At 41.7% G+C, this 17877-nt stretch carries 12 protein-coding genes and 1 pseudogene; 5 read left to right on the forward strand and 8 right to left on the reverse strand.

The window, feature by feature from the left end; translation table 11 throughout:
• A pseudogene (locus AACW45_RS36475) lies at nucleotides 1-281 on the reverse strand (RNA-guided endonuclease TnpB family protein); the annotation flags it as partial.
• Between the two features lie 568 nt (nucleotides 282-849).
• Between AACW45_RS36475 and AACW45_RS36480 the strand changes: the two are divergent.
• From AACW45_RS36480 to AACW45_RS36490, 3 genes are all read left to right on the forward strand, one after another.
• Entirely contained in the window at nucleotides 850-1470 is a 621-nt protein-coding gene (locus AACW45_RS36480) for a FeoB small GTPase domain-containing protein (protein ID WP_190637910.1), read from the forward strand.
• Nucleotides 1471-1538: 68 nt separating this feature from the next.
• Nucleotides 1539-3002 carry a ferrous iron transporter B gene (locus AACW45_RS36485; protein WP_190637912.1) on the forward strand — a complete coding sequence of 488 codons (1464 nt, stop codon included), beginning with the start codon at nucleotides 1539-1541 and terminating at the stop codon, nucleotides 3000-3002.
• A 1-nt stretch (nucleotide 3003) separates the two neighbouring features.
• Nucleotides 3004-3225: a FeoA family protein gene (locus AACW45_RS36490; RefSeq protein ID WP_190548016.1), complete on the forward strand. Its 222-nt coding sequence runs from the start codon at nucleotides 3004-3006 to the stop codon at nucleotides 3223-3225.
• Between the two features lie 44 nt (nucleotides 3226-3269).
• Here AACW45_RS36490 and AACW45_RS36495 read toward each other — a convergent pair whose 3' ends face one another.
• Entirely contained in the window at nucleotides 3270-3407 is a 138-nt protein-coding gene (locus AACW45_RS36495; RefSeq protein WP_339385119.1) for a hypothetical protein, read from the reverse strand.
• Between the two features lie 443 nt (nucleotides 3408-3850).
• Here AACW45_RS36495 and radC point away from each other — a divergent pair, with 443 nt between their 5' ends.
• Nucleotides 3851-4579 carry a RadC family protein gene (radC, locus tag AACW45_RS36500; RefSeq protein ID WP_190548014.1) on the forward strand — a complete coding sequence of 243 codons (729 nt, stop codon included), beginning with the start codon at nucleotides 3851-3853 and terminating at the stop codon, nucleotides 4577-4579.
• A 429-nt stretch (nucleotides 4580-5008) separates the two neighbouring features.
• A complete protein-coding gene (locus AACW45_RS36505; RefSeq protein WP_190637914.1) occupies nucleotides 5009-8647 on the forward strand; it encodes a PAS domain S-box protein in 3639 nt (1212 codons plus the stop codon).
• Nucleotides 8648-8890: 243 nt separating this feature from the next.
• On the opposite strand, the gene crcB (AACW45_RS36510) is transcribed toward AACW45_RS36505, so the two are convergent.
• The 6 genes from crcB (AACW45_RS36510) to AACW45_RS36535 form a co-directional block, all read right to left on the reverse strand.
• A complete protein-coding gene (crcB, locus tag AACW45_RS36510; RefSeq protein ID WP_190637916.1) occupies nucleotides 8891-9301 on the reverse strand; it encodes a fluoride efflux transporter CrcB in 411 nt (136 codons plus the stop codon).
• 36 nt (nucleotides 9302-9337) lie between these two features.
• On the reverse strand, nucleotides 9338-9745 hold the full coding sequence (gene crcB, locus AACW45_RS36515; RefSeq protein ID WP_190637918.1) for a fluoride efflux transporter CrcB: 408 nt from the start codon (nucleotides 9743-9745) through the stop codon (nucleotides 9338-9340).
• Nucleotides 9746-10018: 273 nt separating this feature from the next.
• The gene (locus AACW45_RS36520) at nucleotides 10019-12277 is read right to left on the reverse strand and encodes an HAD family hydrolase (RefSeq protein ID WP_190637920.1); all 2259 of its coding nucleotides are present in this window, start codon (nucleotides 12275-12277) and stop codon (nucleotides 10019-10021) included.
• Between the two features lie 1028 nt (nucleotides 12278-13305).
• Nucleotides 13306-14097 carry a COP23 domain-containing protein gene (locus AACW45_RS36525; RefSeq protein WP_190637922.1) on the reverse strand — a complete coding sequence of 264 codons (792 nt, stop codon included), beginning with the start codon at nucleotides 14095-14097 and terminating at the stop codon, nucleotides 13306-13308.
• Between the two features lie 68 nt (nucleotides 14098-14165).
• Complete coding sequence (locus AACW45_RS36530; RefSeq protein ID WP_190637925.1) at nucleotides 14166-15812, reverse strand: M48 family metalloprotease; 1647 nt, start codon at nucleotides 15810-15812, stop codon at nucleotides 14166-14168.
• Between the two features lie 251 nt (nucleotides 15813-16063).
• Nucleotides 16064-17320: an alkaline phosphatase PhoX gene (locus AACW45_RS36535; RefSeq protein WP_190637927.1), complete on the reverse strand. Its 1257-nt coding sequence runs from the start codon at nucleotides 17318-17320 to the stop codon at nucleotides 16064-16066.
• Nucleotides 17321-17877 lie beyond the last annotated feature (557 nt).

The raw sequence follows: 17877 nt of genomic DNA on the forward strand, positions 1-17877 counted from the left end.
GGAATCTTTTTCTTGCAATTATCAAAAAATCTTGAAATTGCTGCCCACGCTCGTTCTGCCATTGCCTGTCTTGCTGTTGAGTTCAGTTTTGATACCCAAGGGAAGTCAGGATTGTCTGACAAAGCTTTCGTGTATTTGTTTAAATCAAATCCGGTTTTTGCATAACTATCTAACCAATAGCGCAAGCAAGAATTACGCACAAAAAGAGCAGTTCTCAAGACTTCATTTATCTTGAGCAACTGCTCTTTTGTTGTTTCCGCTTTTGCTTCGTAGACTATCATGTTTATACTTAATTTCTATCAAAAATAATACCAAAAGATTGTCAAAAACTCAACTACCCTCCTAGACTAATTTCGTTGCACGAAATATCGTCTAAAAGGGTGTTTCGTTTTTGACCGCTATTCATCTCCCGCTAACCTTTCCTGCGGAACGCTACGCGAACGGTGTAGCGGGAGTCTTCTAGCTTAGACTAGATAAATAATAAATAATCTTAATTGGGAAAAGGAAGCATCCTAAAGGCTAATCAATGGTAAAACCCCTCGCTGATCCCGAAATCCCGCCGTCACCCTAGAAGTGTGCGGCTAATCTTACAAAGCCCACAAAGGTGGGCTTCGTAGTTTTAGCCCCAGGCTTCCAGCCTGCGGGCGGTGTGTCGGGTAAGCAAGAGAAATTTTTTTATTTTGAATTTTGAATTTTGAATTGATTCATAGGATATTGCATCAAAATTGGGATATCCTCGACAGATTCATATTGCGATCGCTAACCTCCCCCCAAAGAGATATCTTCTTCACAAGATCCTCACAATTTTATTTGACAATAAGTTGCATTAAACCTCAGCAATAAATTCCTATGGAATGCCATCAATGTAAATCACAAGGTAAATCTTGTGGAGGGAAATCGCGAGGACTAGCATTCTTTCGCAAAAAACAGCCATTGTTAGACACAGAGACTTCCACAATTCCACCAATTGCTTTGGTAGGAATGCCCAATGTAGGTAAGAGTGTACTGTTTAATGCTCTAACTGGTATCTATGTCACTGTTTCTAATTACCCTGGTACGACTGTAGAAGTGAGTCGGGGATTAGCGCAGATAGGAGAGCAAATTATCACCGTGATTGATACACCAGGGATGTATTCACTCTTACCCATTAGTGAAGAGGAAAAAGTTGCTAGAGATTTATTGTTAAGTGAACCTGTATCAGTTGTGATTCATGTGGTAGATGCAAAGAACTTAGGCAGAATGCTATCCCTAACTTTTCAACTCATCGAAGCTGGGTTACCTGTAATCCTGGCTGTGAATATGATGGATGAAGCCCATCGCTGGGGATTAGATTTACGCCAAGACTCCTTGGAGATGGAGTTAGAAATTCCCGTAGTTTGCATGTCTGCGGCTTTGAACCAAGGTATAGATGAATTGCGCCACAGGATTTCCCCATTTTTACCAGTTCAGACAGCAATGATTCCAGTGTAAAAGGCAACAGTCAACAGTCAACAGTCAACAGTCAACAGTCAACAGTCAACCGTCAACCGTCAACCGTCATGATTAACCAAATAATTTATCCAGAACCAATTGAAGCCGCGATCGCACAATTGGAATCTTGGTGGCAAACTTTAGAAGATCGCTATTTATTCTACAATTACTCACTCTCTCCCCGGAGTTTAGCTTTATTACTGTTACAAAAAGATTCCGGACTTTGGGAAACTATGCAACGGGATCAAGAACAGTGTCGTCATCTAGAAGTCTTGATTACCGTCACGCAAAATCAACTTAAACAACCTATTGGATTAGCGATCGCTAATACTCGCCAAAGTCAAGCGCGAACGATAGAAAGAGTAGTATTACAGGAAACTAGAAAAAGGCGATCGCCACTTGGGGAAACACTGCATCAACTCACCGTCAACCCCATCACCGGATTCCCCATCCTGGTTTTCATCCTCTATTACGGAGTCTACAAATTTGTCGGTGAATTTGGCGCAGGGGAATTAGTTGATCGCATTGAAACGTTTTTTGAATCACAAATTAACCCATTTGTCAACCAAATTACTGCACAAGTTATTCCCTGGAAATCAATTCAAGACTTAATTGCTAATGATTATGGGATTATCAGCTTAGGGATTCGCTACGCCACCGCGATCGTTTTACCTGTAGTCGCCACTTATTTCTTGATGTTCTCCCTACTAGAAGATAGCGGTTACCTACCACGCTTATCGTTAATGCTGGATCGCTTATTCAAATCCGTAGGTTTATCTGGTCGTGCAGTCATTCCCATGGTGTTAGGCTTAGGATGTGACACAATGGCCACAATAGTTACCCGCACCCTAGAAACCAAGCGAGAACGATTAATTGCTACCTTTTTACTCTCCCTCGCCATTCCCTGTGCAGCCCAGTGGGGCGTGATTGTAGGATTACTCGCCCAAAAACCAGCCGGGTTACTGTTTTGGGGAGGTTTTATTTCTGCCATCTTTATAATAGTAGGCTATCTCACCGCCAAATTATTACCCGGTGATTCTGGCAGATTTTATATGGAAGTTCCGCCTTTACGTTTACCCAAATTACGGAACGTCATTACTAAAACCTGGGTAAGAATGAAATGGTATTTTATCGAAGTTTTACCCTTATTTATTTGGGCATCAGTATTGATTTGGGCAGGAAGATTAACCGGATTATTTGATATGATTATCCGGGCAATTGAACCGATTGTTTCAGCTTTAGGAATGCCCGCACAAGCCGCACCCATATTTCTCTATGGCTTCTTTAGAAGAGATTATGGTGCAGCCGGATTATTTGATTTACAGCAACAAGGTAGCCTCACAGGTAATCAGTTAGTGGTAGCGGCGATTGTATTGACATTGTTTCTACCTTGCATTGCTCAATTGCAAATGCTCATTAAAGAACGGGGAGCAAAAACTACAACTGCGATCGTATTATTTATTTTCCCCTTTGCTTTTTTGATGGGATATCTTGTAAATCTTGGCTTAACTGCATTCGGAGTACAATTTTAAAATGAACGCCTTACCTACAGTCAAAATTGGTCAACCACAAACGGTAGTTTGTTTGCAAACTGAAGATGATGCAATTTTACACAAACTCATGGCATTTGGGATTTTACCAGGTAGTAGTTTAGTGTTAGAGCAACGCTTTCCATCGTACATTATCACAGTTGGTAGAACTCGCGCTGCTTTAGATCAAGAAACAGCCCAAAGTATTTTTGTGGAATCTTGTTAAGTCTGCTATACAAAACTTGGCTAAACTTATCTAAGCTTCGCCATTCAACTAAAGTTTTCTTTAGAGGGTCTGCTTCCTGCTTCCACCAAGGGAGTCGGCTCCTTCTTGTCCACAGGCGTAGATTCGGCTCTAGCCGAGCCTATTTTGCGGTCTGTCAAATTTTTTCTGAAGCTTTTAGCCATTGTTCAAAATTATTTTCCACCTATTTAAAGAATCTTGGTATCACCTTCGACCTTTTTAAGGGCTGGCTAGTAATGAACGCGACTTTGGTTTACAAACCAGATATGAAGTTGGCCTTGGTTTTCGGCACTGATTCCAAAGTATCAGACAGTGAAAACGCTCTTATGTTGCTCATGGTGACTAATTATAAGTAACTTTAGGAAAGTATTTGCCTATTTAGTCAAGCTCTTGGCTATTGGTTAATGGTCAGTAGAGACGCGATAACCCTTGTCTGTACAATAGTCAATAGTTAGCAACTGGCAATCTGCTGTATCTTTCTTTCCTTTGCCGCCGTCATGACTTCTGAACAAAATTAAAGATTTTTTCAAATCAGCATAATTTGTTGAGTAAACAAGGGATAACTAAAGATAGTTCCAACTATGGTAGATATTCTCGCAGTTACTCTATGAAATATTGCCTCAGAATTGCTGACATGCCTGAGACTGAGCGTCCGCGTGAGCGGTTAATGGCTCATGGCCCGAAAATTTTAGCCACAGCTGAATTAATTGCAATTTTGTTAGGTACTGGTCAAGGGCCGGGGAAACTATCTGCGGTAGGATTGGGGCAATATATTTTAAGTGAATTGAGCAAGCATCAGCGCGATCCTTTGACAGTTTTGCGGGAGGTGACGCCTGCAGAATTAATGCAAATTCAAGGAATCGGCCCGGCAAAGGCGACAACAATCTTAGCTGCAATAGAATTGGGTAAACGCGCTTTTCAATCTCGTCCTGAAGGTGCAACTATTGATAGTCCCATAGCGGCGGCGGCGGCGCTGAGTCAAAATTTAATGTGGCAAACCCAAGAACATTTTGGGGTTTTGTTATTAGATACCAAGAATCGTTTGTTAGGTACAAAAGTAATTACAATTGGTACGGCGACGGAAACTTTAGCTTCTCCCCGGGAAATTTTTCGCGAAGTGATTCGTCAAGGTGCTACGCGGGTGATTGTGGCACATAATCATCCTTCGGGAAATATTGAACCTAGCCAAGAAGATATTGAATTAACTCGTCAGTTATTAGCTGGAGCGCAGTTTTTAGGGATTCCATTACTAGACCATCTCATATTAGGCAATGGTAATCATCAAAGTTTACGAGAAATCACTACTTTATGGGATGAATATCCGCAAGGTGATTAAAAAAGGCTGTCATTGGTCATTGGTCATTGGTCATTGGTCATTGGTCATTGGTCATTGGTCATTGGTCATTGGTCATTGGTCATTGGTCATTAGTCAATGGTAAGGGTTTACAGCCTATTTACACTGACTTACTTGTGCTAGGTAATTATAGTAACATATCTAAATTTAGTAGTGCTAGATTTATAAATGTCTATAGTTGATGGTTTAAACTTGTATCAGCTAGTTTCATTAAATGAATTTAAGAATGTTTACTTATATGTATAGTCATTTTTAATACAATTTACTTAGAACTAGTATTTGCAGGAGAAACAGATGATGCGATCGCCAAATTGTTGCTGAGTGGAAAAATTTTAATATGGGTAATCAGCCCGATGACGCGAATAAACTAGCATTGGCAAGATAGTGAGAGCCAGGGAGAAGTAAAGCGTTATGAGGATTTATCAAAAAATATTACCCTACGGAATTGCCATTAGCTCAACAGCGATCGCGCTATTACTATCAATCTGGCTAGAATTTCTGCTGTCTCAACCAATTAGCGCTTTTTTTTATATAGCTGTGATTGTTAGCACTTGGTATGCTGGCTTGAAACCGGGATTAGTAACAGTTGTGCTTTCAACAATAGCAATAGATTATTTCCTGATTCTGCCGCGATATCAAATTGCCATCCCACAACCAGATAATTTATTGCGTATTGGTCTTTTTCTGATGGTAGCTTTGACTATCAACTTGCTGACTAGCAATTTTCGCCAAAGTACGCAAAAGCTGCAAAAACTCAGTCAGCAATTAGCTAGAGAAAATGCCAAACAACTGCGTATGGCTTTATCTTCCGCGCAAATGGGAATGTGGGATTGGGATATAGTCACAGGAGAAATAATTTGGTCACCAGAACAACAACAGTTATATGGCTGGGGTGTTGGTAAATTTGATGGTACATATGAAACTTTTACTGCTTACTTGCATCCTGACGATCGCCAAGAATTTCACCAAGCAGTACAGCAAGCGCTACAAACCCAAAGTATTTTACAACATGAGTATCGGATTATTAAAGCTGATGGTAGCATTCATTGGCTAGAAGTTCGCGGACAGGGGTTTTATGACAAATCTGGCGAACCTGTGCGCATGAGTGGAACTGTGATGGCGATTGACGAGCGCAAACAAGCACAAATGACATTGCAACAGCAATTTGAGCAACAACGCTTAGTCATGGATATCACCCAGCGCATTCGGCAAACGCTTAATTTACAAGATATTCTGCAAACTACTGTTGATGAAGTACGGCAGTTTCTCAAATGCGATCGCGCCATCATCTTTCAGTTTGCTGCCCATAGCAATGGTATTGTAGTTGTCGAATCGGTTGCTGCCAATTGCAAAGCAATTTTATCTAGCCAAATCTACGATCCTTGTTTGAGTAGAGAATATATTGAACGCTTTCAACAAGGTTTAGTAACTGCTAAATCTGATATTTATGCTGGGGGAATTAACCCTTGCCATGTGGAAATGTTGGCAAGTTATCAGGTGAGGGCTAATGTGGCTGTTCCCGTGCTGTATAAAGATGAATTATGGGGCTTACTGATTGCTCATCACTGTCAAGCCCCCCGTGAATGGCAATCAAGTGAAATTGAGCTACTCCGACAGGTAGCAAGTCAAGTCAGCATTGCTATCCAGCAAGCAGATTTGTTGGCAAATCTGCAAACAGAACTAGCACAACGCCAAGAAATCGAAGCAGCTTTACGGCAAAGCGAACATCGATATCGCGCCTTAGTTCATGCTTCGGCTCAGATTGTCTGGCGTACTAATGCTGAAGGTATGGCAATCATTGCGCCCCAGGGTTGGAGAAAATTCACCGGACAAACTCTAGAGGAATGCTTAGGATGGGGTTGGCTCAATTGTATTCATCCTGACGATCGCGATCGCTGTGCCCAGCTTTGGCAAGAATGTTATACAAATGGTACTTTCTACGAAACTGAGTATCGCCTGCGCAGAAAAGATGGTAAATACTGTGATTTTGCGGTGCGTGGTGTACCCATTCTCGATGCTGCTGGCAAAATTAGCGAGTGGATTGGTACCTGTGCAGATATTACAGAACGCAAACAAGCTGAAATAGCTCTCCATCAAAACCAAATTCAGCTACAGCAGCAATTGGCAGAAATTGAAAATATCTACCAATCCGCGCCCATTGGCTTAAATGTTTTAGATACAGACTTGCGCTTTGTGCGCATTAACCAGCGCCTAGCAGAGATGAATGGATTTTCGATGGCAGAGCATATTGGGCTGACTGTACGCGAGTTGTTACCAGAATTAGCTGATACCTCCGAACAAGTGTTACGCTCAGTTTTAGCAACAGGCAAACCACTGTTAAATGTAGAAATTACTGGAGAAACTCCGGCGCAACCAGGCGTGCAACGAACTTGGTTAGAAAGCTTTTTACCGTTAAAAGATGGCGATCGCATTATTGGTATTAGTACAGTATGCGAAGAAATCACCGAACGCAAACGCGCTGAAGCCGAACTCAAGCAAGCCAAGGAAGAATTAGAAGTCCGAGTTGCCGAACGCACAGCCGAGTTGATTAAAAGCAATGCCAATTTACAACGCAGCGAGTCTACTTTGCGCAGCTTCTTTAACAGTAGTGCAATGCTTATGGGTATTGTGGAGTTATACGAAAACGATATTTTACATATTTCCGATAACCAAACAGCAGCTAAGTTTTTTGGCACTACTCCCGCAGCAATGGAGAATCAGTTTGCCAGTAATTTAGGTGTACCTCAACCGATTATCGACCAATGGATAAATTATTATCGACAAGCTCAAAAAATTCAAGCTCCCGTCCGGTTTGAATATCCCCATGAGACTGTCAACGGGCAAAGGTGGCTAGCTGCAACGGTTTCCCCAATTACTTGTATCGACAAAGGCTATCCTAAATTTTCCTATATTGTGGAAGACATTACCGATGCCTATCGCCAAGCTAGGCAACGCAAACGTATGGAAGATGCTTTACGGGAAAGTGAAGAAAAGTTTCGCCAACTAGCAGAAAACATCCAAGCAGTATTTTGGATGCGGGATATGCAAACTCAGCAAATTATTTATGTGAGCAAGACTTACGAAACTATTTGGCAAAGGAGTTGTGAAAGTATCTACGAAGACATATCAACTTGGTTAGACAGCATTCACCCCGAAGATCGCACTCGCGTACAAACCACATTTGTAGAACAGTTAATTCCCGAACTCTCAGATATTAAATATCGCATTATCCGCCCTGATGGTTCTATGCTGTGGATTCGCGATCGCGCTTTCCCCATTAAAAATGAACAAGGGGAAATTATTCGCGTTACTGGTATTGCTGAAGACATCACAGAACTGGAAAAAGTGGAGCAGATCAAAAGTGAGTTTATTGGCATAGTTAGTCACGAACTGCGCACGCCGTTAACAGCTATCCGCGCCTCATTAGGTTTATTAAATACTGGTATTTACGATAACAGACCAGAAAAATTTAAGCGGATGATTGAGATAGCTGCAATTGATTGCGATCGCCTAGTCCGTCTAGTCAATGATATTCTTGACCTAGAACGCTTAGAATCAGGGCGGGCTGTGCTGCAAAAAACAACCTGCAATGCGGCTGATTTGATCGCCCAAGCTGTAGAGGGAGTCAAAGCGATCGCCAAACAACAGAATATTAGTTTTAATATTGATGCTCCCGATGTGCAAGTTTGGGCTGCGGCTGACGCCATTATTCAAACACTGACTAATCTGTTTAGTAATGCGTTGAAATTTTCCCCTGCCGATGCCAGTATTGATGTCAGCATTCAACCGCAATGCGATCGCGTACTCTTTCAAATTAGCGATCGCGGGCGTGGAATTCCCCCAGAAAAATTAGAACTCATCTTTGGCAGATTTCAGCAAGTAGATGCTTCAGACTCACGCGATAAAGGCGGTACAGGCTTAGGCTTGGCAATTTGTCGCAGTATTATCGAACAACATGGGGGACAAATCTGGGCACAAAGTACCTTGGGTATAGGTAGCACTTTTTTCTTTACTCTACCGTTACCATTAGAAAAAATATCCTGCTCCTAATACCGCAAAGTCAAAAGTCAAAAGTCAAAAGTCAAAAGTCAAAAGTCAAGGTTTCGGCTTCGCTCAACCTTGACCCTGAGCGTAGTCGAAGGGTCAAAAGTCAAAGTGTAAATAAACCCAACTATAAGATTCCTATTTGATTTTTTAAAAAACTCAGTACACTTTGATTACTTGTTCCCTGTTCCCTGTTCCGTCTCTATGTAAATAATTTCACCGAATCAAAGCGGATTTCTATATCTGAATTTAATTTATCGATTTTGAATTAATTTTACCTAAAATTACGCCTAATTGTATAGCAATCATGCCTATTATCATACTGCCTAACCAATAGATTAAAGCTACTGTTGTATTGCCTTTATCTATTTGGGTAAAAGTCTCTAATCCATAAGTTGAAAAGGTTGTATAAGCACCACAAAAACCAGTGGCAATAATTAAGCGAACTTCCGGTGAAATATTTTTCAATTTTTGCTCGTTTAAACTATAAAATAAAGCAATAATAAAACAACCTGTCACATTAATAAAAAATGTCCCATAATAAGAAAAATCCTGACCAAAAGTAGATTTAGTAAATTCAGTTATCAAATATCGCCCTACAGCCCCAGGCATGGCACCTAAAGAGATTGCCATGACAGTGCGCAGAAAATTATTTTGCATGATTAAATTTCTTGCTAGTAACTAATTACTTGCCAATCAATTATATAAACCGAGAATTATCTGCGCTAAATTATTACCTAATATAATACCAACTACCGCTAAAATAGCGCTACCTGCCCAATAAAAAATTGTGGCTCCCTGCTGACGATTGCTCCACAATGTTAATGTATCGTATCCATAGGTTGAAAAAGTTGTATAAGCACCTAAAAAACCAGTTCTAATTAACAAATCTATCTCCGATGGAAATCCTTTAATTCCCTGAAATAAGGTGAAGCAAAAGCCCATGATTAAACAACCAGTGAAATTGATAATAAAAGTGCCATAAGGGAAGTTTGTACCTAAATATCTTTTACAAAACTCAGTCAGGTAATAGCGACTCACTGCACCAGGAATCGCACCAAGCGCGATCGCTAGCAAGCCCAATAAAGTAACATTTGGCAACAATTAACAAAACCCCTTAGCTAATTAATTAATAATTCGTAATTCGTAATTCGTAATTCGTAATTCGTAATTCGTAATTCGTAATTCGTAATTACGGGTATATAATGTCAAGCTATTCTCTCATAAGAACATCTCACAACCAAACATGAAAATCCTTTTCTCTTAGCCCCATGCCCAATGCCCCATGCCCCATGCCCCCATCTATTTAGCAATCTTGAATTAGTTGGGGTTTAAATCCGCAACTAATTCAACTACAAATTAATTCAACAGGACAATTTACGCTAACAAAACTGCACCTGTGATTGCTTCTTCGCGTTTTTGCATTTCCAGATCTCCGTTACCGTTAAATTCGGATTCTGTGGCTGATAAATTGCCAAAAAAGTCGTAACGATCGAGTGCTTCTAAAATGCCCCAAGCATAATGCCCTTGAGCAAAATAAACTTGGGGATAGCTACGCAACTTTTCTAGTTCTGGGCTATAGTTACCGACAACTACACCTAAAGTATTACCAGCTAGCATGGTTTCATCGTTACCGGATGCACCTGCAACTAAAAAGCGTTTGATGGGCAATCCCCACTTTAAAGCACAATAACGAATCGCATCGCCTTTAGAGGCGCGAATTGGTACCAAGTCAAGATACATATTGTGGCTATAAATACCTTTAACATGGAGCTTATGCCGTCGCAAATGACGCATAATTTCTCGGTAACTTACAGATTTTTCTTCATCGATAAAGTAGCTAATTTTGAACTTACCTTGACCTTCTGGAGGTTGTAACTTCACTCCTGGTAGTTCTGCCATTGCTTGGCGGATGGCCTCTGGTTGCCAATGATAGCTAATATGTCTTTGCCAGTTGATATCTGCAATTACTTGAGCGCCATAATAGATTTCGCTACCTGTAGAAACAATTAGTACATCGGGCATAGGAAACCGATATTCTTCTAACATTTCTAGAGAACTTTGTAAGTTACGTCCGGTAGCAATGCCTACACCAGTGGTTTCGCCTTCGTTATTGATGCGATCGATTAATTGTTGCAATGCATCTGGGTCACCTAGTAAGGTATTATCAATTTCGCATACCAAAAAGCGATCGGCTGTTGGTAGACGGTTTTTCTCAGGAACGTTCCAATCATTCAGGCTACTAGCTGGGCCTAATCTTAACGGACTCAGCAGAGATTGGACTCGGCGTTGTGGTAGTTGACGCACAGATTCTAAATAGCGCTCAACGTGGGTTTCCCAAGAGAAATTTTCTCGGACTCGACTCAAACCATTACTAGACCAACCTTCCCATTTTTGTGTATCGGTGAGTGCTGTTCGCAATGCAGCTTGAATTTCGGAAATATTGAGCGGATCGATTAACAAACCATTCTCGCAAGCGGCGATAATATCTCGCGGCCCGCCATCTGATGTCGCAATAATCGGTACACCACAGGCTGTAGCTTCGATTAAGGTTAAACCAAATGGTTCTGTTAAGGCGGGATTGATAAATACTCCGCGCGTTTTGGCTAGCAATCGATAGAGTTCGGGAACTTCATCAGATCCGTGATGTTTGGGATAAGCAATGTGACCGTAAAGGTCATAACGGTCAATTAATTGGAAAATTTCTGTCAGGACTTGACGCGGCCCCGATTCCATTGTTGTAATATCATCGCGGTTGCCTAAGATTAAAACAAGGTTCGCTAGATGACGCAATTCTGGATCTTCACCATAGGCTTTGACTAAAGTACCGACATTTTTGCGAATCGCTGGCCGGGAAAGCGCCATAATTATCGGCTTTTGCGGATCTGTGAGAAATCGCTGTAAGTCTTTATATATGGGCGGTTCTTGCCAATTCGGTGGTACGGGGTAGAAGCGTTCAAGGGCAACTCCTGGAGCAATTACAACCATTCTTTGTGGTTGATAATGGTCGTAAATTCCATACTGCTGGGTTACTTCTTGATTAGTACTGGCAATAATTAAAGCTGCACTAGCTAGTGTAGTTTCTTCGGCTTCAATTCTGGTATTGATATGGTAATAATTTTCAATGACTTCTGGTTTTGTTCCTTGTTCTAATAGTCTTTGTTGTTTGACACGCCCTAAAGAGTGACCGGTATGCACTAGGGGTATACCTAACCAACCAGCTACACGACAACCTACATATCCTGCATCTGCATAATGGGTATGTATGACATGGGGTAATTTACCAATTTGTCGCAGGTGTTTAAGTAACTCATCAGCAAAGTTGTCTAAATGCGGCCAGAGAACTTCTTTCCGCAGATAGCGACGGGGGCCGCAGTTTAAGCGGATAATTCGTGCTTTATCTGAAAGTACTTCTACAGGTTTGGCGTAGTCAGAACTAACTTTTGGATCGTTAACTAAACGGGTAACTAAGTCTACACGTTCTACTTGCGGGTTTTCCGCTAGGGCTTGCGCAAGTTCAACGACATATTTTATTTGTCCACCTGTGTCAGCATCTCGTCCTAATTCTAAATTATGACCTCGGATTAATCCATGAACGCTGACTAGTAGAATATACAACCCTGAGCTATTTGACATAGTGAATTCCTCAATATGATTGCATTCCAGCCTACGTAAAGTCTTGAATAGAGATGCCTGTTAATCGCTACAGGTAAATTACAAATTATCCCAGCATGTGCAGATTATAAAACAGATTTTCTGTCAGCAAAAATTGATATTACAACCAAGTTTTGCTATTACTGTGGTCAAAAATCCAACATTTAATATATAAAAGATACAACGGTTTTGAATAGAGGAGATTTGGAGTATAAGCACATAATTTACTAAACTGCTGGCAAATATCCAGCATTAAGCTCAAACAATTCACAGATTGATGGCGTTATATACTGGGATTTATTTGTTGTTTAATATACTAAATATTATTTGTAGCTGAAAGTTTCTTTTGTAATAGATTCAAGACTTAAGTATTTAAGTACAACAGAACGTATTATTCAACAATGCGATCGCTAAATTTTATCCACAGTTAAGACTCGATTAAACAACAAAAACGCGCTGCTATATTGCTAACAGCGCGTTTATCAGGAAGGTAGGCTGAAAACCAGGAACAGGGGCATAGCGCCGCAAACACCATACTTCAGGCAAGGGGACGGCAGTTGCGTGATTGCTGGGAAACCCTTTCGACAGTTCCTCCTGGGAACACCCCCAAGAACGCACTGCCTCATGAAAGCCGCTAGAAGGTGTTTACGCCTGGGTCACGTTTTGGTAAAATCAAGCCTAACAGGAACGGTAATCAACCTGTATAAAAACCTAACTGCCTAACGGCAATGTGTACCTTGACAATTGAAGATATGGGGTTCTATTCCATAGTTCTAGTTCTTGCCCAGGAATAGGTAAAATCTACATGGGGGCTAGACGACACAGAATTTAAACAAACAAATTCTTGGAGTAATCCAACTACCGCGGGGCACTCGGAAAGTTAACGCTTGAGGAGAGAACCACCTCTTTTTTAGATACCGCAAGGGGTCTAATTTAAGTGGACTCGTTGAATCAAGAATCCCTGTGGCTTTAGCCCAGGGAGTGTCAAGTAGATATACATTACCCTGAAATTAACGGCGGAATCTATCGGGGTTGAGGCGAATGCCATTATTAGGTTGGCGAACGCTGGTTTGGCTGGTGGAACGATTACGCAAAGCCACACCATTCTTTAATCCGTTACCAGTACCGCCATCTTTGCGATCGAGGAATGGTTTAAGATTAATCCCACTTCTGGCGTTAGCAACTCGATTACCACCTACAGTTGTCCGAGAGAGGTTGTATAAATCACCCCAACCGCCTTGTCCGCGATAGGTGTTGACGGCGGTAGTTTGTTGTCCGCTATCGGCTGTGGTGAGGTTTTGGAAGATGCTATTGCGGACATTATAGGGGTCTTTGTCACGGGGTACGGTGAGAACAATACGACAGCTAGGAACTGCTTCTGTGGTGACGCAGACAACGTTCTCGTTATTTAATCTCGTAACTTGCAGTTCTTGCAAGCCATCGGGACGATAGGATTCTAAGCGACTGGCGATTGTTGCACAGCGTTTTTGCATATCCCAACCACCACCCAAAGTTGCAGGTGCAGCCCAAGCAAAGTATTGGCCTGGTTGACTTTGGGGTTGATACATGACTGTATGTTGACCGTTATAAACCTGACAGCTAAAGCGCGTGTTACTATCAACTGGAGGTGTACCTGTGGCGGTATCTACGGGTACTGGCGTGCTGGTTGACGGGCCTGTAGAATCTGTGGGGACGACAACACCACCAGATGTATCAACTTGTGCCAGTGCTACGGAATTACCTAGAAAACAAGATAATCCTAAACTACTCAAAAGTACAAATTTCAAAGCGTGTGATGACATAGATCATCCTTTAGGGAAATAGGTATAGATTATTGATAGCTTCAGTGACGCAAAATTTTATTTTTAGTTCATTGTGCAGGCTGTTTTTTTTCTGCTTGTTCTTTCTTTTCTTTGAGTAGCTGCTTGACCTTGGCTTGAATTTGGCTGTGTCGTTCCACTCCTTCATAGGAGTAGCGGTTATAGTTGCTATTGATAATCATATCTTCTAAATATCTGACGCGCTCACTACCCCCAGGATGAGAAGAGAACCAACTAGGGGGAACATTTTTTTGTTGTTTTTCTAGGGTTACCATTAAGTTACGTAAGCCGTCAGCTGCATAACCTGTGGCGACAATTAAGCGCGTACCCAGGGTATCTGCTTGACGTTCCATATCGCGGCTATAACTTAAGGCTGAGAGTTGACCGATAATCCCGCCTAAAGGAATATACTGAGTGATGTTGCCAACGAGATTACCTTGGGTAACTAGTTGAAAGCCGTGGGATAAGACTACATGAGATAATTCATGGGCGACTAATCCAGCTAATTCGGCTTCGGAATTGGTTTTGGCGATCGCACCTGCATTAATAAATATTTTCCCACCTGGGAGAGCAAAGGCGTTGAGTTGTTCGTCAGGAACCACAAAAAATTCATATTTAAATTCATTGCGTCCGGCGACATTGGCGAGTTTTTGACCGATTTCATTCACATAGGCGGCGACTGTTTCATCGGTAATGAGTTTGAGTTGTTCTTTAGCTTGTTTAGCTACCGATTCGCCTATGGATTCTTCACCCCGTAAAAGTAATATGGTAGAATCAAGGGCAGAAAATGGCCCGACTAAACTGCCTGTAACAGCGTAACCTAAGGCTCCTGTGAGAATATTTGCGATCGCATTGCCGCGAATTTCGGCTTGAATATGACTTTTATAACGTTTGAGATGGACTTCTGCTAAGTTGTTAAACTCTGCCGCTTGGGGATTTTTGGGGTTAAGAATCGCAAATTGACGGGCTGCTAAAGAAGCTTCCATCCATTTTTTCGCATCTGCAAGGGCTGTAACTCTGGCTTTGACTAATTCTGGTTGGTCTGGATAAAGAGAAGCTCCCCGTTCTAAGATATCTAAAGCTTGCTCAGTGCGATCGTATTGCTTGAGAACTTCCGCATATCTGATATGTCCAGGAATAAACTCCGGATACTGTTCCACTAATAATTGCAGAGGTACTAAAGTTCTCGATTGTAAATTCTTGGCTATCCCCGCTTCTGATTCCCGCCAGTAGACTTTTCCTGCTGGGGATAGTTGCGTTGGATCGGTAATTGCTGGTTTGCGTTCCTGGGGTTGTGTCGTTTTGGCAAAAGGTTCTTTTAACTGACGATAAATTTTTTCTGCTTCGCCAATTTGTCCCGCCAAATACAGCTTATCTGCGGCGATAAATTGTTCCCGACGGGCGATTTCTTCCGGTGTCGGTGCTGGTTCTGTGGCTTCATCAGGCTTGGGTGTAGGTGTTGGTGATGGTGTAGCCTCAGGAGAAGGGGTAGTTTGGGGGATGACAACAGGCTTAGGTGATTTGCGTTGTAAGACTTCGCGCAGATGTTCTTCGCGACTTTGTTGTGAATTGGTTGAATTAGGCGCTTGGGCGGGAACGGGTGCTGTAGGTTGTGCGAGAATAATTAAAATCGAGGTTGCAAATGAGAGTAACACCCAGTTCAAAGCTAATAGCAAAGACTTCTTAGTTCGTTTCATGCTGGGGTTGGTTTGTTAAAAATTTTTTCAGTAAAAATTGGGTTGGGAAATATTGTTGACGGTTGACGGTTGACGGTTTGTACAGACGCGATTAATCGCGTCTCTAACAAATGACTGATAAACTCATGTAATTATACAGTTAGCCGCGACCTGCATTTTTGCGATCGCGGCTATTGATAAGCTATTGATTTAACGAAGGCGTAAGTCTGAGGTTAGTTCCTGCTATCTTCTGGCTTTTGCCTTTTTCTTGTTTACCAAGGGCCTCTAATTGCAAAGGTAATTCCTGGTGATTGCAAATTTACAAACATAATTTTGCCATCGGGAGAAAAACAAATTCCGGCAAATTCTTCGGAATTCAAAGCATTACGGGCAAATTTATACAGCGTACCACTGGGGGTAATCCCGACAATAAAGATTTCGCCGTCGCCATCTTCGCAAAGGAACAAATCACCATTGGGTGCAACGACAATATTATCTGGATAATCGAGAATATTCCGATTATTTGGTTCTGCAAATAGTCGTATTGTTTCCGTAGCTGGATTGTAGCGCCATACTTGACCGTAGCCAGCACTACCGCCATTGGTACAGCAAAAATAGATATCTCCTTTACCATAAAAGATACCTTCGCCACGGCTAAATCTAGCTGCACCAAGGTTATAACCCTCAGATCTAACGGTATCAGAAGAAGGATCGGGGTTAGTAATGCGAACCCAATCTACTGAGTAGGCTTGACCAACTGTAAACCCTGTTTTAGTATTGGCTTTCGGTTTGATTTGAATTCTCAAAGCATACAGTGTACCGCCATCACTCAATTTACCTTTGGTTTTAGGTACAAAACGGTATAATAAACCATCTCCCCGGTCTTCGGTCATATAGACATAGCCTGTATTTGGGTCTACGGCTGCGGCTTCATGATTGAATCGACCCATTGCTGTTAATGGTACCGGGGTGACGAAACTTGTTGCACTGCTAGGAACTTCAAATACATAGCCGTGCTTTTTATTCCCAGTTTCAAAACTTTCTTCGCAACTTAACCAAGAACCCCAAGGAGTGGGGCCTCCTGCACAGTTGCGATCCGTACCAGCCAAAGAACCGTGATGTCTGAGTAATACTCTAGTGGAACTAACTTCTAAGGTAGTAGTACCACCTTTAGCTTTGCTATCATATTTTTTACTACTGGGTGCGCCTACACTACCACCCGATGAAAAGTTAAGTTCGTGGTTACGCACTAAAATAGTACTGCCATTTGTACCGGGAAATGCAGCCATTCCGTCATGTCCACCCGGAACTTTGTAACCATCACTCATAGTTTGCCCAGCTTCAGACATTCTCACATAAGAAAATCCACTCGGCAAATCCAAAACACGTTTCGGATCGGATACCAAGGAACCATAAGGGCCGGCTGCAAAAGCGCGGTTAGCATAAAAAGCTTGTAATGGAGATAATATCAGAGCACCAGCAGTTCCTGTCCCTGCTAAAGTAAAAAATTTCCGCCTTGATAAGGTCACAATATGCTCCTTAGTTTTTACTCTCATGGAGACAAAATCATTTATCTCTATTAAGAGCAAACTAAGAAATATTTATGAAAGGCACAATAAACAATATGCAAAATATTTAAGTTTAAATTTAATTTAATTCATGCTTTTCAATATATGATAAATAATTCCTGCATGACGTTAATTGCAGTCGCTCTGAATAGCAAATATAGCCTATTTTAACCAAAGGATAAAGTAGTTTAAAAATTAGTTGATGAAATTAAGAAAAATTCTAGTTTAGGTTAAGTAAAATTTGGCATTCAGAGCCTCAAACTCTTAGATAAATCAGGTATCTTATACCAATTCTTTATGAGGCTGCATAGTATGTATAGGGTGCGTTACACTTCGTGATAGCGCACCTTATCCTGGGCTTTGGTGCGTTGCGCTGCGCGACAACACACCCTACTGGCGTGGCAAGCTTAAAATGTTGCAATATAATTTTCTTGTGGGGTGGACAGCGTTCGACTGAGCGCTCACGCCGAAGTCTTGTCCGCCCAGGACGGGCGAGACGCCCATCCCACAAGAGTTTT

Origin of the sequence: Calothrix sp. FACHB-168 (assembly GCF_963889195.1) — a bacterium.
In the GTDB taxonomy this organism is placed as follows: Bacteria; Cyanobacteriota; Cyanobacteriia; order Cyanobacteriales; family Nostocaceae; genus Aulosira; species Aulosira anomala_A.

What these genes read in the sequence shown, in the direction of transcription:
- radC (WP_190548014.1), top strand. Translation starts at nt 3,851, where the DNA reads ATGAAATATTGCCTCAGAATTGCTGACATGCCTGAGACTGAGCGTCCG.
- AACW45_RS36530 (WP_190637925.1), bottom strand. Translation starts at nt 15,812, where the DNA reads ATGAAACGAACTAAGAAGTCTTTGCTATTAGCTTTGAACTGGGTGTTA.
- AACW45_RS36480 (WP_190637910.1), top strand. Translation starts at nt 850, where the DNA reads ATGGAATGCCATCAATGTAAATCACAAGGTAAATCTTGTGGAGGGAAA.
- AACW45_RS36525 (WP_190637922.1), bottom strand. Translation starts at nt 14,097, where the DNA reads ATGTCATCACACGCTTTGAAATTTGTACTTTTGAGTAGTTTAGGATTA.
- AACW45_RS36505 (WP_190637914.1), top strand. Translation starts at nt 5,009, where the DNA reads ATGAGGATTTATCAAAAAATATTACCCTACGGAATTGCCATTAGCTCA.
- AACW45_RS36520 (WP_190637920.1), bottom strand. Translation starts at nt 12,277, where the DNA reads ATGTCAAATAGCTCAGGGTTGTATATTCTACTAGTCAGCGTTCATGGA.
- AACW45_RS36485 (WP_190637912.1), top strand. Translation starts at nt 1,539, where the DNA reads ATGATTAACCAAATAATTTATCCAGAACCAATTGAAGCCGCGATCGCA.
- crcB (WP_190637916.1), bottom strand. Translation starts at nt 9,301, where the DNA reads ATGCAAAATAATTTTCTGCGCACTGTCATGGCAATCTCTTTAGGTGCC.
- AACW45_RS36495 (WP_339385119.1), bottom strand. Translation starts at nt 3,407, where the DNA reads ATGGCTAAAAGCTTCAGAAAAAATTTGACAGACCGCAAAATAGGCTCG.
- AACW45_RS36490 (WP_190548016.1), top strand. Translation starts at nt 3,004, where the DNA reads ATGAACGCCTTACCTACAGTCAAAATTGGTCAACCACAAACGGTAGTT.